This window comes from Kitasatospora sp. NPDC089509 (assembly GCF_044749365.1).
Taxonomy (GTDB): Bacteria; Actinomycetota; Actinomycetes; order Streptomycetales; family Streptomycetaceae; genus Kitasatospora.
Map to the genome: position 1 here is coordinate 139,307 of NZ_JBIVHS010000009.1, position 22,071 is coordinate 161,377.

At 71.1% G+C, this 22,071-nt stretch carries 23 protein-coding genes; 19 read left to right on the top strand and 4 right to left on the bottom strand.

The features are described from left to right. Positions 1-131 precede the first annotated feature (131 nt). The 12 genes from ACIP4P_RS20915 to ACIP4P_RS20970 all read left to right on the top strand — a co-directional run bounded on the left by ACIP4P_RS20915 (position 132) and on the right by ACIP4P_RS20970 (position 10,921). Entirely contained in the window at positions 132-1,412 is a 1,281-nt protein-coding gene (locus tag ACIP4P_RS20915) for an MraY family glycosyltransferase (RefSeq protein WP_400920480.1), read from the top strand. Between the two features lie 300 nt (positions 1,413-1,712). Beyond that, complete coding sequence (locus ACIP4P_RS20920) at positions 1,713-2,156, top strand: hypothetical protein (protein WP_400920482.1); 444 nt, start codon at positions 1,713-1,715, stop codon at positions 2,154-2,156. Between the two features lie 285 nt (positions 2,157-2,441). Continuing rightward, positions 2,442-3,254 (top strand): F0F1 ATP synthase subunit A, encoded by an 813-nt coding sequence (atpB, locus tag ACIP4P_RS20925; protein ID WP_400920484.1) that lies wholly within the window; start codon positions 2,442-2,444, stop codon positions 3,252-3,254. 84 nt (positions 3,255-3,338) lie between these two features. Beyond that, positions 3,339-3,572 carry an ATP synthase F0 subunit C gene (gene atpE, locus ACIP4P_RS20930; RefSeq protein WP_350511999.1) on the top strand — a complete coding sequence of 78 codons (234 nt, stop codon included), beginning with the start codon at positions 3,339-3,341 and terminating at the stop codon, positions 3,570-3,572. A 38-nt stretch (positions 3,573-3,610) separates the two neighbouring features. After that, complete coding sequence (locus tag ACIP4P_RS20935; RefSeq protein ID WP_400920487.1) at positions 3,611-4,171, top strand: F0F1 ATP synthase subunit B; 561 nt, start codon at positions 3,611-3,613, stop codon at positions 4,169-4,171. Then, positions 4,168-4,983 (top strand): F0F1 ATP synthase subunit delta, encoded by an 816-nt coding sequence (locus ACIP4P_RS20940; RefSeq protein ID WP_400920489.1) that lies wholly within the window; start codon positions 4,168-4,170, stop codon positions 4,981-4,983. The genes ACIP4P_RS20935 and ACIP4P_RS20940 overlap by 4 nt, the downstream gene beginning before the upstream one ends. A 157-nt stretch (positions 4,984-5,140) precedes the next feature. After that, positions 5,141-6,715, top strand: a complete 1,575-nt coding sequence (gene atpA, locus ACIP4P_RS20945; protein ID WP_400920491.1) for a F0F1 ATP synthase subunit alpha — start codon at positions 5,141-5,143, stop codon at positions 6,713-6,715. A gap of 32 nt (positions 6,716-6,747) precedes the next feature. After that, on the top strand, positions 6,748-7,662 hold the full coding sequence (locus ACIP4P_RS20950; RefSeq protein WP_400920493.1) for a F0F1 ATP synthase subunit gamma: 915 nt from the start codon (positions 6,748-6,750) through the stop codon (positions 7,660-7,662). A 2-nt stretch (positions 7,663-7,664) separates the two neighbouring features. Beyond that, positions 7,665-9,110, top strand: coding sequence for a F0F1 ATP synthase subunit beta (gene atpD / locus ACIP4P_RS20955; protein WP_400920495.1), 1,446 nt, complete (start codon positions 7,665-7,667; stop codon positions 9,108-9,110). A 184-nt stretch (positions 9,111-9,294) separates the two neighbouring features. Then, positions 9,295-9,678: a F0F1 ATP synthase subunit epsilon gene (locus ACIP4P_RS20960; RefSeq protein ID WP_316526266.1), complete on the top strand. Its 384-nt coding sequence runs from the start codon at positions 9,295-9,297 to the stop codon at positions 9,676-9,678. A gap of 147 nt (positions 9,679-9,825) precedes the next feature. After that, positions 9,826-10,326: a DUF2550 domain-containing protein gene (locus ACIP4P_RS20965; protein WP_188302971.1), complete on the top strand. Its 501-nt coding sequence runs from the start codon at positions 9,826-9,828 to the stop codon at positions 10,324-10,326. Positions 10,327-10,348: 22 nt separating this feature from the next. Then, positions 10,349-10,921 carry a cob(I)yrinic acid a,c-diamide adenosyltransferase gene (locus tag ACIP4P_RS20970; protein ID WP_350512006.1) on the top strand — a complete coding sequence of 191 codons (573 nt, stop codon included), beginning with the start codon at positions 10,349-10,351 and terminating at the stop codon, positions 10,919-10,921. Positions 10,922-10,933: 12 nt separating this feature from the next. Here the strand turns inward: ACIP4P_RS20970 and ACIP4P_RS20975 are convergent, their stop codons facing one another. Continuing rightward, positions 10,934-11,482 (bottom strand): hypothetical protein, encoded by a 549-nt coding sequence (locus tag ACIP4P_RS20975; protein WP_400920499.1) that lies wholly within the window; start codon positions 11,480-11,482, stop codon positions 10,934-10,936. A gap of 132 nt (positions 11,483-11,614) precedes the next feature. Between ACIP4P_RS20975 and ACIP4P_RS20980 the strand changes: the two genes are divergently transcribed. The 5 genes from ACIP4P_RS20980 (at position 11,615) to ACIP4P_RS21000 (ending at position 17,789) form a co-directional block, all read left to right on the top strand. Then, positions 11,615-12,817: a sensor histidine kinase gene (locus tag ACIP4P_RS20980; RefSeq protein ID WP_400920501.1), complete on the top strand. Its 1,203-nt coding sequence runs from the start codon at positions 11,615-11,617 to the stop codon at positions 12,815-12,817. Next, the gene (locus tag ACIP4P_RS20985) at positions 12,814-13,464 is read left to right on the top strand and encodes a response regulator (RefSeq protein ID WP_400920503.1); all 651 of its coding nucleotides are present in this window, start codon (positions 12,814-12,816) and stop codon (positions 13,462-13,464) included. Before ACIP4P_RS20980 ends, ACIP4P_RS20985 begins: the two co-directional genes overlap by 4 nt. 177 nt (positions 13,465-13,641) lie before the next feature. Then, the gene (locus ACIP4P_RS20990; protein WP_350512010.1) at positions 13,642-14,511 is read left to right on the top strand and encodes a 3-hydroxyacyl-CoA dehydrogenase family protein; all 870 of its coding nucleotides are present in this window, start codon (positions 13,642-13,644) and stop codon (positions 14,509-14,511) included. Positions 14,512-14,883: 372 nt separating this feature from the next. After that, positions 14,884-15,201, top strand: coding sequence for an STAS domain-containing protein (locus ACIP4P_RS20995; protein WP_350512011.1), 318 nt, complete (start codon positions 14,884-14,886; stop codon positions 15,199-15,201). A 263-nt stretch (positions 15,202-15,464) separates the two neighbouring features. Then, a complete protein-coding gene (locus ACIP4P_RS21000; protein WP_400920505.1) occupies positions 15,465-17,789 on the top strand; it encodes an ATP-binding protein in 2,325 nt (774 codons plus the stop codon). 4 nt (positions 17,790-17,793) lie between these two features. Here the strand turns inward: ACIP4P_RS21000 and nucS are convergent, their stop codons facing one another. Then, positions 17,794-18,453, bottom strand: coding sequence for an endonuclease NucS (nucS, locus tag ACIP4P_RS21005; protein ID WP_350512013.1), 660 nt, complete (start codon positions 18,451-18,453; stop codon positions 17,794-17,796). A 482-nt stretch (positions 18,454-18,935) separates the two neighbouring features. Between nucS and ACIP4P_RS21010 the strand changes: the two genes are divergently transcribed. Beyond that, positions 18,936-19,328 (top strand): SCO5389 family protein, encoded by a 393-nt coding sequence (locus tag ACIP4P_RS21010; RefSeq protein ID WP_400920506.1) that lies wholly within the window; start codon positions 18,936-18,938, stop codon positions 19,326-19,328. 73 nt (positions 19,329-19,401) lie between these two features. Here the strand turns inward: ACIP4P_RS21010 and ACIP4P_RS21015 are convergent, their stop codons facing one another. Then, complete coding sequence (locus tag ACIP4P_RS21015) at positions 19,402-20,712, bottom strand: LLM class flavin-dependent oxidoreductase (protein ID WP_400920508.1); 1,311 nt, start codon at positions 20,710-20,712, stop codon at positions 19,402-19,404. Positions 20,713-20,966: 254 nt separating this feature from the next. On the opposite strand from ACIP4P_RS21015, the gene ACIP4P_RS21020 reads away from it, so the two are divergent. Further along, complete coding sequence (locus ACIP4P_RS21020) at positions 20,967-21,290, top strand: ATP/GTP-binding protein (RefSeq protein WP_350512016.1); 324 nt, start codon at positions 20,967-20,969, stop codon at positions 21,288-21,290. 13 nt (positions 21,291-21,303) lie between these two features. Here ACIP4P_RS21020 and ACIP4P_RS21025 read toward each other — a convergent pair whose 3' ends face one another. Beyond that, positions 21,304-22,071 (bottom strand): ABC transporter permease subunit, encoded by a 768-nt coding sequence (locus ACIP4P_RS21025; RefSeq protein ID WP_350512017.1) that lies wholly within the window; start codon positions 22,069-22,071, stop codon positions 21,304-21,306.

Below are 22,071 nucleotides of genomic sequence, written 5' to 3' on the forward strand. Positions count from 1 at the left end.
GCGAACCGCGATGCACGTCCCGGGCGTCCGACTCAATAAGGTGTGTGCCGTGGCGACGCACCTCGAACCCCGGGAAGGCAGGGGAGTACCTTCGGTACCTCCCCGTTCGACAGTGATGCAGGAGGCCGGTGGTGCGTGAGTATCTGCTGGTGCTGTTCTGCACCGCCGCCGTCACCTATCTGCTGACCGGCCCGGTGCGGAAGTTCGCCATCGCGGCCGGCGCGATGCCCCCGGTCCGCGCCCGTGACGTGCACCGCGAGCCCACTCCGCGGCTCGGCGGCATCGCGATGTTCGGCGGACTGTGCGCGGGCATCCTGGTCGCCTCGCAGCTGGACAACCTGAGCAAGGTGTTCAACGGCGGCAGTGACATCCGCGCGCTGCTGTCCGGCGCCGGGATCATGTTCCTGCTCGGGGTGTTGGACGACAAGTGGGGCGTGGACGCCCTGGTGAAGCTCGGCGGCCAGATGATCGCCGCCGGTGTGATGGTCTGGCAGGGCGTCACGGTGATCACCCTCCCGGTGCCCGGCGTCGGACCGGTCGCGGTGAGCCCGACCCAGGGCATGGTCATCTCGGTCACCCTGGTCGTCGTCATGGTCAACGCGGTGAACTTCATCGACGGCCTGGACGGTCTGGCGGGCGGCATGGTCTGCATCGCCGCGATGGCGTTCTTCCTGTACAGCTACCGGCTCTGGTACGGCTACGCGATCACCGACGCGGCCCCCGCGGTGCTGTTCAGCGTGCTGCTGATCGGCATGTGCATGGGCTTCCTGGCGCACAACATGCACCCCGCCCGGATCTTCATGGGCGACTCCGGCTCGATGATGCTGGGCCTGATGCTGGCCGTCGCCGCGATCTCGATCACCGGCCGGGTCGACCCCGACCTGATCAACAGTGAGACCGGTTCGCAGACCGCCACCGTGCACACCCTGGTGCCGATCTACATCCCGCTGCTGCTGCCGCTGACGGTCATCGCGCTGCCGCTGGCGGACCTGCTGCTCGCCGTGGTGCGCCGCACCTGGGCCGGCCAGTCCCCGTTCGCCGCCGACAAGCGCCACCTGCACCACCGGCTGCTCCAGGTCGGGCACTCGCACAGCCGGGCCGTACTGATCATGTACTTCTGGGCCGCGCTGATCGCCTTCGGGACGGTCGCCTTCTCGGTGACCAACACCGGCCGCGCGGTGGTGCTGACCCTCGCCGGGCTCTGCCTGGTCGGCCTGGTGGTGCTGCTCACCCCGCGGTTCCGGCCGCGCGCCCCCCGGGCGGTGCAGTCCTTCGTCCCGCCGCGGTACCGGCGGCGGTCCGTCGCGGCCCCGATGGCCGAACTGTCGGCGAAGGACAAGCAACTTCTGGGTGAAGCCAGCCGGGGGTCCTCGGCGGCCTCCGGTCACGACAAGGCCACCGGTCGCCGTTGACAGCGGAGTTGACGATCCGTCAAATGGGCTCACCCGTACGGCGGAACCGTTGCGCCGTCGGTGTGACAGGAGCCACACATTCATGGTAAAGCTCTCATCAAATAGTTTGTGATACCGTTCACGAGTACCGAGAACACGCCGAAAGACCTGACAGGTGGAGGACTTCCGTCCCTGGTCGGTCTCCTTCGACGGGCCCGACTCGCTCGCGAGCGGCCCGGCGGCGGCCACTCGGTCCGGTGTCACCCCGCCACCATCAGTGCCCGTCCCCCGCCACATCGACATGCCGCCGGAGCTGCCGACATGCCGTCCACCGACGCCCGGGTCCTCCGAGGCGCCGCGATTCCCACTGCGGTCGCCGGGATCATCGCCATGGCGATCTCCTTCGCCGTCGCCGGTGGGAAGGGCCTGCTCGGCGCCTTCTTCGGCGCGCTGCTCGTGGTGGCCTTCTTCAGCTTCGGCCATCTCGCGCTCGACCGGCTGACCAGGTCGAACCCGCAGATCATGATGGCCGCGGCGCTGCTGGTGTACACCACTCAGATCCTGCTGGTCGGCGTGGTGCTGGCGGTGTTCAAGAACACCGAGCTGTTCCACCGGCAGGCCTTCGCCTTCACCCTGATCGGCTGCGTGCTGGTCTTCACCGGCTTCCAGGTGCGCGGTGCGCTCAAGGCCAAGACCTTCTACGTCGACCCCGACGCCTCGGAAAGCAAGGGTGACAAGCCCTCCGACAAGGGTCGTCAACAGTGACGAGGCCTGGCTGTCCCCCCAACGAGGGGGGCGGTGTTTATGTCGCACTGACGGGCTGCTATCGTCCGTCGCAACAACGGAGTACGGGAAGCGGCCAGGTCTGTCCTGAGAGTGGACGGATCGCCCCCCGGACCCGCGCAGTCTTCGATGATCCCGCAGTCGCGCAGAGCGCCGTCGCGCGGGGTCGGCGAGAAATCCATCAAGTTCCAGTGCCGCTCCGTGGTCGCAGGCCACGCCGACACACCGAGGTTGCCGTAACCATGCGTCACGACGAAGGAGTCCGTGGTGAGTGCTGAACTCACGTCCCTCGCCTCAGGCAGTTGCCACTTCGGGGACGCTGGCTGCGGCTTCCCGGCCCCGGGTCTGAACGAGTTCCAGTTCAAGCCGATCTTCTCGGTCGGCGGCATCGACTTCAACAAGCCGATGCTGCTGTCGATCATCGTCGCGCTGCTGGTCGTCGTGTTCTTCTGGGCCGCCTTCGCCAAGCCGCGCCTGGTCCCCGGCAAGCTGCAGCTGGTCGGCGAGATCGGCTACGACTTCGTCAAGCGCTCCATCGTGATGGAGACGATCGGCAAGAAGGGCGAGAAGTACGTCCCGATGCTGGTCTCGATGTTCTTCTTCGTCTGGTTGATGAACATCATGTCGATCATCCCGTTCGCGCAGTTCCCGGTGACGGCGTCGATCGCCTTCCCCGCGGGCCTGGCCGCGGTCGTGTGGATCACCTACATGACGCTGACCTTCAAGAAGCACGGCTTCGTCGGCGGTCTGAAGAACCTCTGCTGGCCGTCGGGCATCCCCGGCTGGGTCATGTTCATCCTGGTGCCGATCGAGTTCTTCTCCAACATCTTCGTGCGCCCCTTCACGCTCGCGGTCCGAGCCTTCGCGAACATGTTCGCCGGCCACCTGCTGATCGTGATGTTCTCCATCGCCTCCTGGTACCTGCTCAGCCCGACCCTGGGCGCGCTGTACGGCTCGGCCTCCTTCGTGGTCGCCGTGGGCCTGACCGCCTTCGAGCTGCTGGTCCAGTTCCTGCAGGCCTACATCTTCGTGATGCTGGCCAGCAGCTACATCGCCGGTGCCCTGGAAGAAGCGCACTGAGCCTCGCAGCCCCGGCTGCCACCCCTCCCGAACGCCCGGTGGCCAACCACCACCGGTCCACCACCCCGCAAAGGACAAGCTGAAATGCAGCAGCTCGCTGAGGTCTACGGTTCCGTCGCCTCGATCGGTTACGGCCTCGCCGCGATCGGCCCCGGCATCGGTGTTGGTCTCATCTTCGGTAACGGTGTCCAGGCCATGGCCCGTCAGCCCGAGGCTGCCGGTCTGATCCGTTCCAACATGTTCATCGGCTTCGCGCTGACCGAGGCGCTCGCCCTCATCGGCATCGTCATGCCGTTCGTCTTCGGCGCCGGCAAGTAATTCCCCCGCCGCTAGACCCTTTCGAGGAAGGTCCAGATATGAATTTCGCGGCTAACCTCGCGGAGGAGGGGGAGAAGATGAACCCCCTGCTGCCCGCGTGGCCCGAGATCATCATCGGCCTGCTCTGCTTCTTCATCGTCTTCGGTCTGCTCGGCAAGAAGCTCCTCCCCAGCATCGAGAAGGTGCTGTCGGAGCGTCGGGACGCCATCGAGGGCGGCATGGAGCGCGCCGAGGCCGCTCAGGTCGAGGCCCAGGCCCTGCTTGAGCAGTACCGCGCCGAGCTCGCCGAGGCGCGTCACGAGGCTGCCCGCATCGTCGAGCAGGCTCGCGAGCAGGGTGCCGCCCAGCTCGCCGAGATGCGCGAGGAGGGCCAGCGTCAGCGCGAGGCCATCGTCGCCGCCGGCCACGCGCAGATCGAGGCCGACAAGAAGCAGGCCACTGCCGCCCTGCGTCAGGACGTGGGCTCGCTGGCCACCCAGCTGGCGTCCCGCATCGTGGGCGAGTCCCTGGAGGACAACGCCCGGCAGAGCGGCGTGATCGACCGCTTCCTGACCGAGCTGGAGGCCAAGGCCACCGTTGCTCAGGGTGCGGCCAAGTGATCGGCGCCAGCCGTGAGGCCCTTGCCGCCGGTCGGCAGAACCTGGAGAGCCTGACCGACTCCACCTCGGTGGACGCGGCCAAGCTCGCCGAGGAGCTCACCGCGGTCACGGCCGTTCTGGACCGTGAGGTGTCGCTGCGCCGCGTCCTGACCGACCCGTCCCGGTCGGGCCAGGACAAGGCCCAGCTGGTCACCCAGCTGCTGACCGGTCAGGTCTCCGGCGCGGCCGTCGACCTGGTCGCCGGCCTGGTCCGCTCCCGCTGGTCCGGTGGGCGCGACCTGGTGGACGCGACCGAGCAGCTCGCCGCGTACGCCGAGGTCATCGCCGCCGACAAGGCCGGTGTCCTGGACGACGTCGAGGACGAGCTGTTCCGCTTCGGCCGGGTGGTGAGCGGCTCGCACGAGCTGCGCGCCGCGCTGACCGAGCCGAAGGCCGGTGCCGCCGCGAAGGCCGAGCTGATCAACAAGCTGCTCGGCGGTCGCGCCAACGCCGGCACCGTCCGGCTGGTCACCACCCTCGTCAACGTGCCGCGTGGTCGTAGCCTGGAGCAGGGCCTGGAGTCCTACTCGAAGCTCGCCGCCGCGCGCCGCGGGCGCGTGGTGGCCCTGGTCACCAGCGCGGTTCCGCTGTCGGACGCCCAGAAGGAGCGCCTGTCCGGCGCTCTGGGGCGGATGTACGGCCGCCAGGTCCACCTGAACATCGACATCGACCCCGAGGTCGTCGGCGGTGTCCGGGTGCAGATCGGCGACGAGATCATCGACGGCACCGTGTCGAGCCGCCTCGAAGGCGCTCGCCAGTCGCTCGAAGGCTGAGCAACCCAAGCAGCACATCCGACCCTCGGTCGGGGAACCGGCTCCCCAAGGAGTCGGCAAAACGTACGGCCGGTTCATACGACCCGGCCGAGAGTCGAGTACTTGCGGCCCTCAATGGCGGGCCGAGGATCGCAAACTAGGAGAGCAGGGAAGCCTGATGGCGGAGCTTACGATCCGTCCGGAGGAGATCCGGGACGCGCTGGCCGACTTTGTCCAGTCGTACCAGCCGGACGCCGCCTCTGTGGAAGAGGTCGGCACGGTCACTGACGCGGCGGACGGCATCGCGCATGTCGAGGGTCTGCCCTCGGTCATGGCGAACGAGCTGCTGAAGTTCGAGGACGGCACGCTCGGCCTCGCGCTGAACCTCGACACCCGCGAGATCGGTGTCGTCGTCCTCGGTGAGTTCGGCGGTATCGAGGAGGGCCAGACCGTGCGCCGCACGGGCGAGGTCCTCTCGGTCCCGGTCGGCGACGGCTTCATGGGCCGTGTCGTCGACCCGCTGGGCAACCCGATCGACGGTCTGGGCGAGATCGTCGGCGAGGCCCGCCGCGCTCTGGAGCTGCAGGCCCCCGGCGTCATGGCCCGCAAGGAGGTCAAGCAGCCGCTGCAGACCGGTATCAAGGCCATCGACGCGATGACCCCGATCGGTCGCGGTCAGCGTCAGCTGATCATCGGTGACCGCCAGACCGGCAAGACCGCGGTGGCCGTCGACACGATCATCAACCAGCGTGACAACTGGCGCTCGGGCGACCCGGAGAAGCAGGTCCGCTGCATCTACGTCGCCGTCGGCCAGAAGGGCTCCACCATCGCGTCCGTCCGCGGCGCCCTGGAGGAGGCCGGCGCGCTGGAGTACACCACCATCGTGGCGGCTCCGGCTTCCGACCCGGCCGGCTTCAAGTACCTCGCCCCGTACACCGGTTCGGCCATCGGCCAGCACTGGATGTACGCCGGCAAGCACGTCCTGATCATCTTCGACGACCTGTCGAAGCAGGCCGAGGCCTACCGCTCCGTCTCCCTGCTGCTGCGCCGCCCGCCGGGGCGCGAGGCCTACCCGGGCGACGTCTTCTACCTGCACTCGCGCCTGCTGGAGCGTTGCGCCAAGCTGTCCGACGCCCTGGGCGGCGGCTCGATGACCGGTCTGCCGATCATCGAGACCAAGGCCAACGACGTCTCGGCGTACATCCCGACCAACGTCATCTCCATCACCGACGGCCAGTGCTTCCTGGAGTCCGACCTGTTCAACGCCGGCATCCGCCCGGCCGTGAACGTCGGCATCTCGGTCTCCCGCGTCGGTGGCTCCGCCCAGATCAAGGCCATGCGCTCGGTCGCCGGCCGTCTGCGCCTGGACCTGGCCCAGTACCGTGAGCTGGAGGCCTTCGCCGCCTTCGGTTCCGACCTGGACGCCGCCTCCAAGGCCCAGCTGGACCGCGGTGCCCGCATGGTCGAGCTGCTGAAGCAGGGCCAGTACCAGCCGTACCCGGTCGAGGAGCAGGTCGTCTCCATCTGGGCCGGCACCACCGGCCGTCTGGACGACGTCCCGGTCGCCGAGGTCCGCCGCTTCGAGCGCGAGTTCCTCGACCACCTGCGCCTGCAGCACAAGGACCTGCTGGCCGGCATCGTCGAGACCGGTCTGCTGGAGGAGGGCACCGTCGACGCGCTGGCCAGCGCGATCGACGCCTTCAAGCAGGGTTACCAGACCGCTGACGGCAAGCTGCTCTCCGAGCAGGCCTGAGTCCGGTAGCGAGGGAAAGGACGTAACGACCCATGGGAGCACAGCTTCGGGTCTACAAGCGCCGGATCCGCTCTGTCACCGCGACGAAGAAGATCACCAAGGCGATGGAGATGATCTCCGCGGCGCGCATCGTGAAGGCGCAGCGCGCGGTGGCGGCCTCCACTCCGTACGCCGATGAGCTCACCCGGGCGGTGACGGCGGTGGCCACCCGGTCCAACGCCAAGCACCCGCTCACCACCGAGAACCCGAGCGCCACCCGCGCCGCGATCCTGCTGGTGACGGCGGACCGCGGTCTGGCCGGCGGTTACTCGACCAACGCCATCAAGGCCTCGCTGGCGCTCTCCGCGCGCCTGCGGGCCGAGGGCAAGGAAGTGGTGACCTACATCGTCGGCCGGAAGGGTGTCTCGTACTACACCTTCCGCAACCTCGATGTGGCCAACGCGTGGACGGGCTTCTCGGACAAGCCGACCTACGGCGACGCGAAGACGGTGGCCGTCGAGCTGATCGAGGCCTTCACGGCCGAGACCGGCGGCGTGGACGAGCTCCACCTGATCTCGACCCAGTTCGTGTCCATGCTGACGCAGAACGCGGTCGAGGCCCGGCTGCTGCCGCTGAAGCTGGACGAGGTCCAGGCCGAGGCGGAGTCGAAGGCCAAGGGCGAGATCTTCCCGCTGTACGACTTCGAGCCGTCGGCGGAGGGCGTCCTCGACGCGCTGCTGCCGCGGTACGTCGAGAGCCGGATCTACAACGCGCTGCTGCAGTCGGCCGCTTCCGAGCACGCCGCCCGCCGCCGCGCGATGAAGAGCGCGACGGACAATGCCGGCGAGCTCATCAAGTCGCTCACGCGGCTTGCCAACTCGGCCCGTCAGGCCGAGATCACCCAGGAAATCAGCGAGATCGTCGGTGGCGCCAACGCGCTCGCTGACGCGAGCCGCGGGAGCGAATGAGAATGACCACCACTGTTGAGCCGACCACGGCGACGGGCCGCGTCGCGCGGGTCATCGGCCCGGTCGTCGACGTGGAGTTCCCCGTCGACGCGATTCCGGACATGTACAACGCCCTGCACGTCGAGGTGGACAGCCCCGACGGCACCGGCCGCAAGACCCTGACCCTGGAGGTCGCCCAGCACCTCGGCGACGGCCTGATCCGCGGCATCTCGATGCAGCCGACCGACGGCCTGGTCCGCGGTTCGCAGGTCACCGACACCGGCGCGGCGATCTCCGTCCCGGTCGGCGACATCACCAAGGGCAAGGTCTTCAACGCTCTGGGCGACGTCCTGAACGTGGACCCGGCGGAGTTCGAGGCCCAGTGCGAGGTCCGGTGGCCGATCCACCGCAAGGCCCCGAACTTCGCGGACCTCGAGTCCAAGACCGAGATGTTCGAGACGGGCATCAAGGTCATCGACCTGATGACCCCGTACGTCCGCGGTGGCAAGATCGGTCTGTTCGGTGGTGCCGGTGTCGGCAAGACCGTTCTGATCCAGGAGATGATCTACCGCGTCGCCCGTAACTTCGGTGGCGTCTCCGTGTTCGCCGGCGTCGGCGAGCGCACCCGTGAGGGCAACGACCTCATCCAGGAGATGATCGACTCCGACGTTCTGGACAAGACCGCGCTGGTCTTCGGCCAGATGGACGAGCCGCCGGGCACCCGTCTGCGCGTGGCGCTGTCCGCCCTGACCATGGCGGAGTACTTCCGCGATGTGCAGAAGCAGGACGTGCTGCTCTTCATCGACAACATCTTCCGGTTCACCCAGGCCGGTTCCGAGGTGTCGACCCTGCTCGGCCGCATGCCCTCCGCGGTGGGCTACCAGCCGAACCTGGCCGACGAGATGGGCCTCCTCCAGGAGCGCATCACCTCGACCCGCGGTCACTCGATCACCTCGATGCAGGCGATCTACGTCCCCGCGGACGACCTGACCGACCCGGCCCCGGCCACCACCTTCGCCCACCTGGACGCGACCACCGTTCTGTCGCGTCCGATCTCGGAGAAGGGCATCTACCCGGCCGTCGACCCGCTGGACTCCACGTCCCGCATCCTCGACCCGCGGTACATTGCGGCCGACCACTACAGCTGCGCGATCCGCATCAAGGGGATCCTGCAGAAGTACAAGGACCTCCAGGACATCATCGCGATCCTCGGTATCGACGAGCTGTCCGAAGAGGACAAGATCACGGTGCACCGTGCCCGCCGCATCGAGCGCTTCCTCTCGCAGAACACCTACGTGGCGAAGCAGTTCACCGGCATCGAGGGTTCGACCGTGCCGCTGTCGGAGACCATCGAGGCCTTCAACGCGATCGCCGACGGGAAGTACGACTCCGTTCCGGAGCAGGCCTTCTTCATGTGCGGTGGCATCGAGGACCTGGAGAAGAACGCCGCCGAGCTGGCCAAGAAGTAATCGCGGCCGGTAGCAGCTGAGTGACCGTGAGGGGTGGCCCCCGAGCCTGGGGTCCACCCCTCACGGCACATCGGCTGTGATTCCGGTCAAATCCGTGCCGCCGGTTTCATGCCGGGGGCGCGGGGCCGTTATTCTTACCGAAACTCCCGAGTAATCGGGGGTTGCATGAGCCTAGGAGCCCACGTTGGCTGAGCTGCACGTCGAGCTGGTCGCAGCCGACCGCAAGGTGTGGTCCGGTGCGGCCACCATCGTCGTCGCCCGTACGGCCTCCGGTGACACCGGCATCATGCCGGGCCACACCCCGGTGCTGAGCGTGCTGGAGACCGGTCCGGTCACCATCCGCACGGTGGACGGCGGCACCGTGATCGCCGCGGTGCACGGCGGCTTCATCTCCTTCGCCGACAACAAGCTGTCTCTGCTCGCGGAGATCGCCGAGCTGGCGGACGAGATCGACGTCGCGCGTGCCGAGCGCGCACTGGAGAAGGCCAAGTCGGACCTGGACGAGCACGCCGAGCGGCGCGCCGAGGTGCGGCTGTTCGCGGCGCGCGGCCTCAAGGTCCACGCCTGAGTGTGCCTGACCCCCTTGGCGGGGTCGACCGACGGTCCCGGGGACGCGCGAGCGTGACCCCGGGACTGTCGTCGTAGTTGGTAGGTCAGCGCGGTCGTCCGGTACGACCGTAAACGGGGAACGCGGGTAGCGAGGAGGTAGGTGAGCATGGTCCTCGCGCTTGTGGTGTGTGCGGCGGTCGTGGCGCTGGGAGTGATCGGCCTGATGGCCTTCGCCGTACGCCGCCGCCTGATCCAGCGGGTCGGCGGCACGTTCGACTGCAGTTACCGGCTCAAAATGCCCGCGGACGCCTCGACGCAGCCCGACCTCGACGAGAACGGCAAACCCACCTCCGCCCCGGTCCCACCGACCGACGGCAAGGGGTGGGTTTTCGGTATCGGCAGGTACAGCGGTGACTCGATCGAGTGGTTCCGGGTCTTCTCGTACGCCCCCCGCCCGCGCCGGGTGCTGCCGCGTCGGGAGATCGAGGTGCTCGGCCGGCGCTACCCGGAGGGCCAGGAGGAGCTGGCGCTGCTCTCCGGCTCGGTGGTGCTGCGCTGCCTGCACAACGGGGCACCGCTGGAGCTGGCGATGAGCGAGGACGCGCTCACCGGCTTCCTGGCCTGGCTGGAGGCGGCCCCGCCCGGGCAGAGGGTCAACGTCGCCTAACGTCGGCGGCTAGGGTGGCGGCATGGTCAATCTGACGCGCATCTACACCCGCACCGGTGACGACGGCACCACCGCGCTCGGCGACATGAGCCGGACCACCAAGACCGACCCCCGGCTGATGGCGTACGCCGACGCCAACGAGGCGAACGCCGCGATCGGGGTCGCGCTCGCGGTCGGCGGGCTGGCCGAGGACGTGGCGGCGGTGCTGGTCCGGGTCCAGAACGACCTGTTCGACGTCGGCGCCGACCTGTCCACGCCCGTGGTCGAGGACCCGAAGTACCCGCCGCTGCGGGTGCTGCAGTCCTACATCGACCGGCTGGAGGGGGACTGCGACCACTACCTGGAGCAGGTGGAGAAGCTGCGCAGCTTCATCCTGCCCGGCGGCACCCCCGGCGCGGCCCACCTGCACCTGGCCTGCACGGTGGTGCGGCGGGCCGAGCGTTCGACCTGGGCGGCGATCGCCGAGCACGGGGACACCGTCAACCCGCTGACCGCGAAGTACCTCAACCGGCTGTCCGACCTGCTGTTCATCCTGGCCCGGGTGGCCAACAAGGAGCGCGGTGACGTGCTCTGGGTGCCGGGGGAGAACCGCTAGCAGCTGTCGGTCCTACGGCCGGTCGGTGGCCGGCGGCTGCTTGGGCCAGATCGAGTAGCAGCCGGCCACGATCACGTTGACCACGGCGGCGAGGCCCAGCTTCCAGTACCACTGGGCGAAGGTGCCGAAGTGGGCGGAGCCCGCGGAGAGCGGGACGAGCAGGCTGATCAGCCCCAGGGTGATCACGGCCGAGACGACCGTCCGCTTGGCGATCTGCCACTCGTAGGCGGTCCGCTCCGGGCCGTACTTGGGGGAGGGCGGCGGCTTGGGACCGCCGGCGAAGCGGTGCTGGAAGTGCCGGTCGGCCCAGGCCACCAGCGAGGGGCCGTAGCCGACCGAGAAGCCGGCGTAGCTCGCGGCCAGCGCGTGCATCCAGCCCGCCTCGGCGCCGCCGCGCAGGTTGACGACGGTGAGTGCGTACAGGACGAGGTCCACCACCGGCAGGCCGAGCAGCAGCACGGTGCTGGTCCGGCGCCACCGCAGCAGGTAGCGGGCGCAGAGGGCGAGGCCGAGCACGATCCACCAGGAGACCTCGGCCGCGGCGATGAGGGAGACGATCACGGTGTCCAGCCTCGTCCGCGGGCGCGCCGGTGTCGTCGTCGCGGGGTGCCGTCCCGGCCTGCACCTTTCGATGTAGCGGGGTCCTCCGTGGACCCGAGCCGGGCGGTGCGCGCGGGATGGTGAGATGGGGGTGTGCCCCTCCCGTCCCTCCCCCCGCACCGGCTGGACCGGCTGATCGCCCTGAGCGGGCTGCTCGGCGGCGCGGTGCTGATCGTCTTCAAGGTGTACGACCGGCCCGAGCACAATCCGCTCTGGCTGGTGCTGCTGACCCTGGTGGTGATGGCCGGGCTGGAGCTGCTCCGGCGCACCCGGCCGGTGCTCACGGTGACGGTGGGCGGGCTGACCTGCGCGCTGTGCCTGGTCAGCGGGAGCCTGCTGGCGACGCTGATCATGTACACCGACCTGCTGTACGCGGCGGTGATCTACGGCACCCCGCGGATGTCGAAGGTGCTGCACTTCACCAACGGCGCGACCGTGCTGGTGCTCTCCGGCTTCGCGCTGTACTACGGCGGCACCCCGGCCGGGCTGCTGATCGTGGTGATCAGCTCGCTGCTGTTCCTGGCGCCGGTGTGGACCGGGGACGTGATGCGCAAGCACCGGCAGGAGGCGGAGACCGAGCGACTGCGGGCCGAACAGACCGCGCTGCTCTCGGAGATGGACCGGCGCGAGGCGGTCGGCGCCGAACGGGCCCGGATGGCGCGGGAGTTGCACGACGTGGTGGCCAACCACCTGTCGGCGATCGCGATCCACGCGACCGGTGCCCAATCGGTGGCCCGGCGGCGGGAGTTGCCGGCGGACGATCCGCTGGTCGAGGTGCTGGCGGTGATCCGGGAGAACAGCGTCCAGGGATTGGCCGAAATGCGTCGCATGATCGGACTGCTTCGGGACAGCGGCGGGGGTGAGGCCGACGAGTCCTACGCGGCGCCCGACCTGGCCGCGGTGGACGCGCTGCTGGCCAAGGCCCGGGCGGCCGGTCAGGACGTCGGGCTGGACTTCGAGCTGACCGAGCACGGCGAACGCGGCGCCGTCCCGGTGCCGGTCGGGCTGGCCGCGTACCGGATCGTGCAGGAGTCGCTGACCAACGCGCTCAAGCACGCCGGGCCCGGACTGGTCGCGCTGCGGCTGGAGTTCGGCGCCGAGGAGCTGCGGATCGCCGTCGACAGCCCGTACCGCGGCGAGCCGGGCCGGGGACTGCCCGGCGCCCGGGCCGGGCTGGTCGGGATGGCGGAGCGGGCCGGGCTGCTCGGCGGCAGTTTCGAGGCCGGGCCGAGGGACGGGTACTGGAGCGTGCGCGCGGTGCTGCCGCGTGGCCGGGAGAGCGAGGGACGGGAATGACGATCCGGGTGCTGGTGGCAGAGGACCAGGCGGCGGTACGGGCGGCACTGGTGATGATCCTGCGGGCCGAGCCCGGGTTCGAGGTGGTCGGGCAGGCCGCGGACGGGGAGGAGGCGGTCCGGCTGGCGCTGGAGCTGCGGCCGGACGTGGTGCTGATGGACGTGCAGATGCCCCGGCTGGACGGCGTCTCGGCGACCCGGCAGGTGGTCGACGCCGGGGCCGCCCAGGTGCTGGTGCTGACCACCTTCGACCTGGACGAGTACGTCTACGGGGCGCTGCGGGCCGGCGCGGCCGGGTTCCTGCTCAAGGACCTGGAGGCGGACACCCTGGTCGAGGGCATCCGCACGGTGGCGCGCGGGGACGGCATGCTGGCGCCCTCGGTGACCCGACGGCTGATCGGGACCTTCGCCCGCCCCGGCCGGCCGGTCGGACCGGAGGCCCGGGCCGCGGTCGCGGAGTTGACCGGGCGCGAGCGGGAGGTGCTGGCCTGCATCGGGGCCGGGATGTCCAACGGGGAGATCGCGGCCCGGCTGGAGATGGCGGAGGCGACCACGAAGACCCACGTCAGCCGGATCCTGGCCAAGCTGCGGCTGCGCAACCGGGTGCAGGCGGCGATCCTGGCCCAGGACCTCGGTCTGACCGTCTGACCAGCATCCTGGTCACTTGACCAGGTCGGTTGCAGATCACACTTCCGATTGCTATTGCGCAGCGGATTCGGGCACTAGAGTCCGCCGCAGAGCAATGCGGCTCTTCGGCGGTGATCCCTGCCCTGAGCCGCCTTCAGGGCCCGCCCGCGGGGCGGCGACGGCATCGGGAGACCCAGCATGACCAATGCGTCCAGCAAGCAGATCGCCGTGATCGGGGCCGGCCTGATGGGCGCCGGCATCGCCCAGGTGTCGGCCCAGGCCGGCCACCCGGTGGTGCTGCGGGACGTGACCGAGGAGGCGCTGCAGCGCGGCCTCGCGGGCATCCGCGCCTCGTACGACAAGTTCGTCTCCAAGGGCCGGCTGAGCGCCGAGGACGCCGAGGCCGCGCTGGGCCGGATCACCACCACCACCGACCTGGGCGCCGTCGCCGAGGCCGACATCGTGGTCGAGGCGGTGTTCGAGAACCTGGAGGTCAAGGAGGGCGTCTTCCGCGAGCTGGACAAGCTCGCCAAGGACGGTGCCGTGCTGGCCTCCAACACCTCCGCCATCCCGATCACCCGGATCGCCGCCGTCACCCGGCGGCCCGAGTCGGTGGTCGGCGTCCACTTCTTCTCGCCGGTCCCGATGATGAAGCTGGTCGAGCTGGTCCGCGGCTACAAGACCGGCGACGAGACGATGGCGGCCGCCCGGGCCTACGCCGAGGGCGTCGGCAAGGAGGTCGTGGTGGTCAACCGCGACGTGGCCGGCTTCATCACCACCCGCCTGATCACCGCGCTGGTCGTCGAGGCCGCCAAGCTGTACGAGTCGGGCGTGGCCACCGCCGAGGACATCGACACCGCCTGCCGCCTCGGCTTCGGCCACGCGATGGGCCCGCTGCAGACCGCCGACCTGACCGGCGTGGACATCCTGCTGCACGCCGCCCGCAACATCTACACCGAGACCCAGGACGAGAAGTTCGCCGCCCCGGAGATCATGGCCCGGATGGTCACCGCCGGCGACCTCGGCCGCAAGAGCGGTCGCGGCTTCTACCCGTACGAGGGCAAGTGAGTCCGCGGGGCTGAACGACCTGGTGGGCCGTGCGACCAGAGCGTCGTACGGCCCACCGTGCCGGGGTGGGTGAGTTTCCTCACGCCGGGTGCCGCAGACGGGTGATTTGGGCGGTAATCGAGCGTAGGTGTGGAGCGGACCTGCGTATATTCCCTCGGACGAGTGAAGTTGCTTCAGAAGAGGTCGGAAAACAGCAACCTGCGGAGCTGCTCCACCGTCAGATGAGGGAACCCGGCATTCCGAGGCGAGGGGCTCAGGCCCGCCCGGACGGCATCCCTTCCCCCGTTCCCGGCACGGTCCGGGCCGGACCCACCCCCGGACAGAACCGGACCAGCCAGGACAGCGCAGGACAGCCAGGCGAAGGAGGAGAGCATGCGCATCACCGGCGACCACAGGGCGCTGGCCATCGAAGGCCGCCTCGACGTGCGCACCGCCGCCGATGCGCGGGCCCTGCTGCACCAGGCCGTGGACGGCGGCCTCGGTGACCTCGTGCTGGACCTCGGCCGGCTGGAGTTCTGGGACGCCACCGGTCTCGGAGTGATCATGGGCACCCACCGGCGGGCTGGCCGGATCGGCCGCCGGCTCGTGCTGCGCTCCGTTCCCGCGCAGCTCCAGCGGCTGCTGGTGGCCACCAAGCTGCACCGGATCCTCGCCGTCGACGGCGGGATCGCCGAGGTGCCCGCCGTCTGACGCATCCTCGGGGGCGTGCCCGGAGGGCGCGCGCGCCCGGAGACGGCGCACGGACCGGCGCGGGTCCGGCGCCGCACGCCCGGCGTGCCTTCACCCTCCCCGCACCCGTACCGCACTGCACGGCCGGGCCCGGATGTGCAAGAGTCTGCCCGTCAGATGACGGCCGCCCGGGGCCGGCTGCCCCCAGCCCGCCCGTGGCCGCGACCGAGACGTGTGCCGGCCGGCGTAGGACGCCGGCGGCCGAACACGATGCGGAGCAGAACGTGGCACAGCCATCCGGGGAGTTCCGGCAGGAGGCCGTCCGTACCCGTGGCGGCGAACTGGTCTCCGGCGCCCTGCTGGTCGGCGTCGGCGCCCCGGACGGCTCCGAGGCCCGACCGTGTCCCGAGGAGTGGCGGCCCCGCCCGCGCCGGATCGAACGCAGCGAGCCCGCCCGCGGCCCGGTCGGCGGCGTCGGCCGGGCGGTCGGCCCGCTGGCCCTCGGCGCCGGTCCCACCGACCTGCCGCTGCTCGACCGCGAGGCCGACATCGCCGAACTGCTCGGCCTGCTCGCCGAGGGCCGCTCGATACGCCTGGTCGGCCAGGCCGGCTCGGGCCGCAGCACCCTGCTGTCGGCCGTCGCCGAGGCCGCCGCCGACCTCACCCCCGGTGGTGTCGTCCAGCTCTGCGGACACCGCCGCACCGCCGCGGACCTGCTCCAGGACCTCTTCGCCGCCACCCACCACGCCCCCGGCTACCGGCCCGACCCCGGCCAGCTGACCGCCCACCTCGCCGACGTCCGCGCGGTCGTCGTGATCGACGGGGCCGAGCCGGTCGGCCCCGAGCTGGAGGAACTGCTCGCCACCGCCCCCGGCTGCGCCTTCCTGATCTCGGTCGCCCCCGCCGCCCCGCAGCTGCCCGCGGGCTCCCGGCTGCGGGACCACCTCGTCCCCGGGCTCTCCCGGGCCGCCTGCCTGGCCCTCACCGGCCGGCTGGCCGGCCGGCCGCTGGACGTCGCGGAGAAGGCCTGGGCGGTCGACCTCTGGTTCGAGTCCGAGGGTCTGCCGCTGCGCTTCGTCCAGGCCGCCGCGCTGCTGCGCCAGCGGGACGTCTCGGTGGACGCGCTGGTCGCCGCCGAGGAGGACCGGCTGGACGTCTTCGGGGCCGTCGAGGAGCCCGTCCACGACCCCGACCCGGCGATCCGGGAGAACGCGCTGCGGCGCACCGTACCGCTGCCCTCGGTGGCCGAGACCGCCTCGCCCGCCGTCCGGCTGGCCGAGGGGCTCGGCGAGTCCGCCCAGGCCGTGCTGCGCCTGGCCGTCGCGCTCGGCGGCGAGTGCCCCACCGCGCCGCACCTGCCCGCGCTGATCGACGTCGGCCAGGGCGAGAGCGCGCTGGCCGAACTCGCCGACGCCGGACTCGCGGTGTCCGTCGGCGGGCACCACCGGCTCACCGCCGGGGCGTTGGAACTGCTCGCCCCGCACTGGCCGGCCCGCGGCTGCGTCGACGGCGCCGCCCAGCACTTCGCCTGGTGGGTCGGGCACAGCTCGGTGTCGCTGACGCAGGTCGCCGCCGAGGCCGAGGTGCTGATCGGCGTGCTGCTCGCGGACCGGACCGCCGGTCGGCACGAGGCGGTGGTCCGGCTGGCCCGGGCGGCGGCGCCCGCGCTGGCGCTGGCCCTGCGCTGGGGAGCCTGGGAGCGGGCGCTGCAGCTCGGCCTGGAGGCGGCCCGGCGGACGGGCTCGGCGGTCGACCAGGCCTGGTTCCACCACGAGGCGGGCGTGCACGCGATCTGCCTGCGGCAGCCGTCCCGGGCGATCGCCGAACTGGAGAGCGCGCTCACCCTGCGGGCCACCGCCGGGGAGCAGCGCGGGGTCGCCGCCGCGCGCCGGATGATCGACCTGCTGCGCGCCGACGGCCGACAGCTGCCGCCCGCCGCGCCCGCCGCCGCGGCGCCCGGCCGCGGGCCGGTGATCCGCAAGATCGCGGCCCGGGTGCCGGCCGGGCTGAAGGCCCGCAACGGGCGGCGGCGCCGGGTGGTGGTGGCCTCCGCGGCCCTGCTCACCTTCGGGGTGCTCGGCACGGCGGTGGCGATGACCATGGCCGGGCCGGACGAGCACAAGGGCAACGACCCGCACGGGCGGCTGGACGAGGTCGGCGACACCGGGAACGCGCCGCTGCCGCTGCCCTCCGCGGACGGCTCGCCGGGGACGGCCGGGACGGAGGCGACGGCCGGCGCCGCGCCGAGCGCGCCCACCGGGACGAGCGGCAGCCCGGAGCCCTCGGCGAGCGGCAGCGCGTCGCACTCGCCCAGCACCTCGCCGTCCCGGCGGTCGAGCGCCTCACCGGGGGCCACCGGGACGGGCGCCCCGCAGGAGCCGCAGCCGCAGCAGCCCGAGCCGGGCCAGTCGCAGCCGCCGAGCCAGCCGTCGGGGCCGAAGCCCGGCGGGTCGGGCGGGGGCGGCACCGGCGGGGGCGGGACTCAGCCGGGCGGCGGGGCCTCGCCGTCGGCGAGCCCGACCAGCCCGAGCGCGTCGCCGACCGCTCCGTCCACGCCGCCGTCCAGTCCGTCCGGGTCGTCCACCGCGACGACCCCGGCGAAGTCCTGACCGGTCAGAACAGCTTGAGCTTGTCGTCGTCGATGCCGCGCAGCTCGTCGTAGTCCAGCACCACGCAGCCGATGCCCCGGTCGGTGGCCAGCACGCGGGCCTGGGGCTTGATCTCCTGTGCGGCGAAGACGCCCTTGACCGGGGCCAGCAGCGGGTCCCGGTTGAGGAGTTCGAGGTAGCGGGTGAGCTGCTCGACGCCGTCGATCTCGCCGCGGCGCTTGATCTCCACGGCGACGGTGGCGCCGTCGGCGTCGCGGCAGAGGATGTCGACCGGGCCGATCGCGGTCATGTACTCACGGCGGATCAGCGACCAGCCGGCACCGAGCACCTCCATCCGGTCCGCGAGCAGCTCCTGGAGGTGCGCCTCGACGCCGTCCTTGATCAGGCCGGGGTCCACCCCGAGTTCGTGGGAGGAGTCGTGCAGCACCTCCTCCAGCGTGATGATGAGCTTCTCGCCGGCCTTGTTCTCCACCGTCCAGACCCCGTCGGCTTCCTTGAGGTTGCACGGCGGGGACATCCAGTTGAGCGGCTTGTAGGCGCGGTCGTCGGCGTGGATGCTGACGCTGCCGTCGGCCTTGACCAGGATCAACCTGGTGGCGGAGGGCAGATGGGCGGAGAGCCGACCGGCATAGTCGACTGAGCAGCGGGCAATTACGAGACGCACGGTCGACCACGCTAGCCCACCGGGGCCAGTTGATGCGATTCCGCGACGACCGGGTGAAGAAGACGCGAACCCCGCGAACATGGAGGTTCGGCGATCCGGGTTCCGCCCGTCGCGCTCTGGCGTACGCCCCCTCGGGTCGCTACGGTGTGTGACGGCACGGATGCAGGGTCGCTGTCAACGGGGATGGAGACTTCAGATGAACGATCCGACGGGATCAGGCCAATCTGGTGCACCACGGCGTATTTCCGGAGCAATCCGTAGGAACGACCGGCCTGCCCCGCCGCTGACTGCCACGCTGTTCTGACGCGGTCGGTGTTCAGGACGTCACGTCCCGTGGCGTCGCCGCCCGCGCATTCGACGCCGGAAACCCCGTCCCACGGTGTTCCGGACGTCACCTGCGATTTTTCGCGCACCCTCACTGTGAGCTTGGACTACGCATGACCACCCGGGCGCTGCGCGGGTGGACCGCGAGAGGAGAATCCATGTCGCTCGACGTCTCACCGGCCCTGCTGGAGAAGGCCGAGCGGGGCGAGGTCGACGAGCGGGAATTCGTCGACTGCGTCCGCGTCTCGCTGCCCTACGCCTGGGACCTGATCAGCTCGCTGGTCGCCCAGGCCAAGGTCGACGGTACCGACTTCGCCGACAACCACGTGCCGCCGCCCAGCGAGCAGGCCCGCGGCCAGCTGCTGCGCGCCCTGGCCAGCGATGCCATCCGGGGCGCCCTGCAGCGGCACTTCGGGGTCCGGCTGGCGTTCCAGAACTGTCACCGGGTGGCGGTGTTCCTGCCGTCGGACGCCAACGAGGCGCGGTACGACCGCTTCACCTCCGTCCGGGAGCAGCTGCTCAACCAGTCCGAGGAACTGCGGGACTGCTGACCCGGCCCCGACCGGCCGCCGCCGTCCCCCGGTGCGGGGGGAGGAGCGGCGGCCCGGGGCCCGGCCCGGTGGCTCAACTCAGTTGCGGCAGTACCTCGGAGCCGAGCCGGGCGATGTTGTGCAGGGTCGCCTCGCGATCGCCGCTGCCCTCCGCGAGCAGGGCGAACCGCCGGATGCCGGTGCGCTCGGCGGTGGCCAGCAGTCGGTCGGCGCACTGCCTCGGGGTGCCCACCGGGTGCAGGTCGCAGAGGAGTTCGGTGTACTGGTGCGGGTCGCGCATCTTGCGCTCGCGGCCGTCCACGGTGCGGTGGGCGCCGAGCCCGTACTCGAACCAGCCGGGCATCGCGCTCAGCAGGGTGGCCCGGGCGGTGGAGGTGCGGTCGTCGACCTGGGCCACCCCGGCCGCGACGTGCTGGCGGGTCACCCGCCGCAGCTGCTCCTCGCTGCGCCTGGCGGCCAGCCAGGCGGTCCGGTAGAGCTCCAGCATCCGCAGCTTGTCGTCGTCGCCGGAGTGCATGCCGAGCAGCATCGGCAGGCCGCGTTCGGCGGCCAGCTTCACCCCGCCCGGGGAGGTGCAGGCGACCACCACCGGCGGGCCGGCCACCGGCCGTCCGGCGGTGGTGAGTTCCTCGCCGAGGGCGTCGGTGTCCTGCCGCTGGCGCGGGAAGCGGACCGGGCCGGTCGGCTCGCCCAGGCCGAGCCAACTGCCCAGGCCCGGGCGGCGCAGCGGCTCGGTGGCCTGCGGCACCACCGTCACTTCGGGGAAGGCGAACTGCGGCCCGTCCGCGCCGACCCGGGAGCCGCGCAGCCAGCGCAGCAGCAGGTCCAGCCGCTCCGGGAAGCCGGTCTCGAAGGCGTCCACGCCGCTGCCGAACACCTCCAGGTCGATCCACGGCCCGCCGCGGCCCACCCCGAGCGTGAAGCGCCCGCCGGAGGTGAGGTGCAGCAGTGCGGCCTGTTCGCCCAGCGCCACCGGGTGGCGGTTGGAGAGCACGCTGACCGCGGTGCCGATGCCGATCCGCCGGGTGCGGCCGAGCAGCAGCGCGGCGAGGGTCGCGGCGTCGGGGCAGACCCCGTACGGGACGAAGTGGTGCTCGGCCAGCCAGACGCTGTCCAGGCCCGCGCGTTCGGCCTCGACGGCGGTCCGGACGGTGCGCTCCAGCGCCTCGCCGTGGCTCTGCCCGGGGAACTGGGCGGACAACAGGAACGCGCCGACCCGTACCGGTGCGGTGTCCGGCGGCAGTGCGCCGGAGCGCTGCACGGCGGTCAGCGGTTCGCCCGCGACCGCGGTCAGCGGCGGTGCGGCGGTCAGCGCCGGGCCGGGCGCGGGCGGCCGTACGCCGACGGGCCGGCGGGTCTCGGCGCGGGGGCTGGTCTTGGTCATCCTGGGGGCCTCCTCGGGTGCACGCAGGGTCTGCGGGCCCCGCCTGTCCCCTCGTGGGTATCCGATGTCATGTGCCAATGGCACGCCGAACCCCGAATTTCCCCGATGATCGGGTGGATCTCGGCAAAAACGCCGGACAGTGGTCCGGGGCCGTGATAGAGGCCTCCGGAGGGCCGGGGACCCGCCCTCCGCCGGGGGACAGGCTCTAGGCTGGAACGACGACTTCGAGCCCCCCGGAAGAGAGGCAGCCCGCCGTGCCCCGCCGAAACCGGATCAAGAGCGCCGAACCGAGCGAGCGCGGCGAGCCGACCGCCGCCCCGCTCGGCGGATCGCTGCGCCGCACCGAGAACTACCAGGGCGACGACTGGGTGGTCCAGACGGTCGCCGGCACCTCGGGGCGGTCCTACCGCTGCCCGGGCTGCGACCAGGAGATCCCGCCCGGGGTGGGCCACGTGGTGGCCTGGCCGCAGCACGGCGCCGGGGTGGACGACCGGCGGCACTGGCACCGCGCGTGCTGGGGAGCGCGCGAGCGCCGGGCCTCCAATGTGCTGCGAGGCCGCGGCGCTCCGCGCTACTGAGTCCTCGACTCCCTCACGCGTCGCGGTTCTTGAGCACCAGCGCGCCGCCGATCAGGGCCGCCAGGGTCCAGGCCAGGCAGATCGCGAAGCCCGTCCACGGCCCGTACGGCTGGCCGTTCTGCTCGTACACCAGCAGCATCCGCGAGCCCGCGTAGTCGGGGAAGTAGTGGGCCAGGGTCTTGACCTTCGGCACCGCCGAGAGGATCGGCGAGAGCAGGAAGAAGAACGGCACCAGCACGCCGAGCGCGAGCGTCTGGTTGTGCAGCATGGCGGTGACGCCGGCCGAGAACAGGCAGAGCATCGTCAGGTACAGCGCGGCGCCGAGCACCGCCCGCAGCACGTGCGGCTCGCTCAGCGTGGTGGAGTGCGAGCCGAGCAGCGCCTGGCCGGTGAAGAAGGTCGCGAAGGCGGTCACCAGTGCGACCGCGAGCGCCAGCACGCCGAGCACCAGCGCCTTCCCGGCCAGCAGGGTGCCGCGCTGGGGGACGGCGGCCAGGGTGACCCGGATCATCCCGCTGCTGTACTCGTTGCCGATCGCCAGCACGCCGAAGACGATGATCGCCAGCTCGCCGAGCATGATGCCGGAGAAGGCCGTGCCGGTGGCGTCGAACGGGCTCTGGTCGTGCCGCCGGAACTCGGTGAAGTTGTTGTTGGTGAGCAGGGACAGCAGCGCGCCGATCCCCACCGTGACCACGAAGGCCAGCGCGAGCGTCCAGAGGGTGGAGCGGACGCTGCGGATCTTCGTCCACTCGGAGCGCAGGACCGCCGGGAAGGACGCCAT

Coding starts and splice junctions, on each gene's coding strand:
- ACIP4P_RS20920 (WP_400920482.1), top strand. CDS start 1,713: ATGCCGTCCACCGACGCCCGGGTCCTCCGAGGCGCCGCGATTCCCACT.
- atpE (WP_350511999.1), top strand. CDS start 3,339: ATGCAGCAGCTCGCTGAGGTCTACGGTTCCGTCGCCTCGATCGGTTAC.
- ACIP4P_RS20935 (WP_400920487.1), top strand. CDS start 3,611: ATGAATTTCGCGGCTAACCTCGCGGAGGAGGGGGAGAAGATGAACCCC.
- atpA (WP_400920491.1), top strand. CDS start 5,141: ATGGCGGAGCTTACGATCCGTCCGGAGGAGATCCGGGACGCGCTGGCC.
- ACIP4P_RS20950 (WP_400920493.1), top strand. CDS start 6,748: ATGGGAGCACAGCTTCGGGTCTACAAGCGCCGGATCCGCTCTGTCACC.
- atpD (WP_400920495.1), top strand. CDS start 7,665: ATGACCACCACTGTTGAGCCGACCACGGCGACGGGCCGCGTCGCGCGG.
- ACIP4P_RS20965 (WP_188302971.1), top strand. CDS start 9,826: ATGGTCCTCGCGCTTGTGGTGTGTGCGGCGGTCGTGGCGCTGGGAGTG.
- ACIP4P_RS20970 (WP_350512006.1), top strand. CDS start 10,349: ATGGTCAATCTGACGCGCATCTACACCCGCACCGGTGACGACGGCACC.
- ACIP4P_RS20985 (WP_400920503.1), top strand. CDS start 12,814: ATGACGATCCGGGTGCTGGTGGCAGAGGACCAGGCGGCGGTACGGGCG.
- ACIP4P_RS20990 (WP_350512010.1), top strand. CDS start 13,642: ATGACCAATGCGTCCAGCAAGCAGATCGCCGTGATCGGGGCCGGCCTG.
- ACIP4P_RS20995 (WP_350512011.1), top strand. CDS start 14,884: ATGCGCATCACCGGCGACCACAGGGCGCTGGCCATCGAAGGCCGCCTC.
- ACIP4P_RS21010 (WP_400920506.1), top strand. CDS start 18,936: ATGTCGCTCGACGTCTCACCGGCCCTGCTGGAGAAGGCCGAGCGGGGC.
- ACIP4P_RS21015 (WP_400920508.1), bottom strand. CDS start 20,712: ATGACCAAGACCAGCCCCCGCGCCGAGACCCGCCGGCCCGTCGGCGTA.
- ACIP4P_RS21025 (WP_350512017.1), bottom strand. CDS start 22,071: ATGGCGTCCTTCCCGGCGGTCCTGCGCTCCGAGTGGACGAAGATCCGC.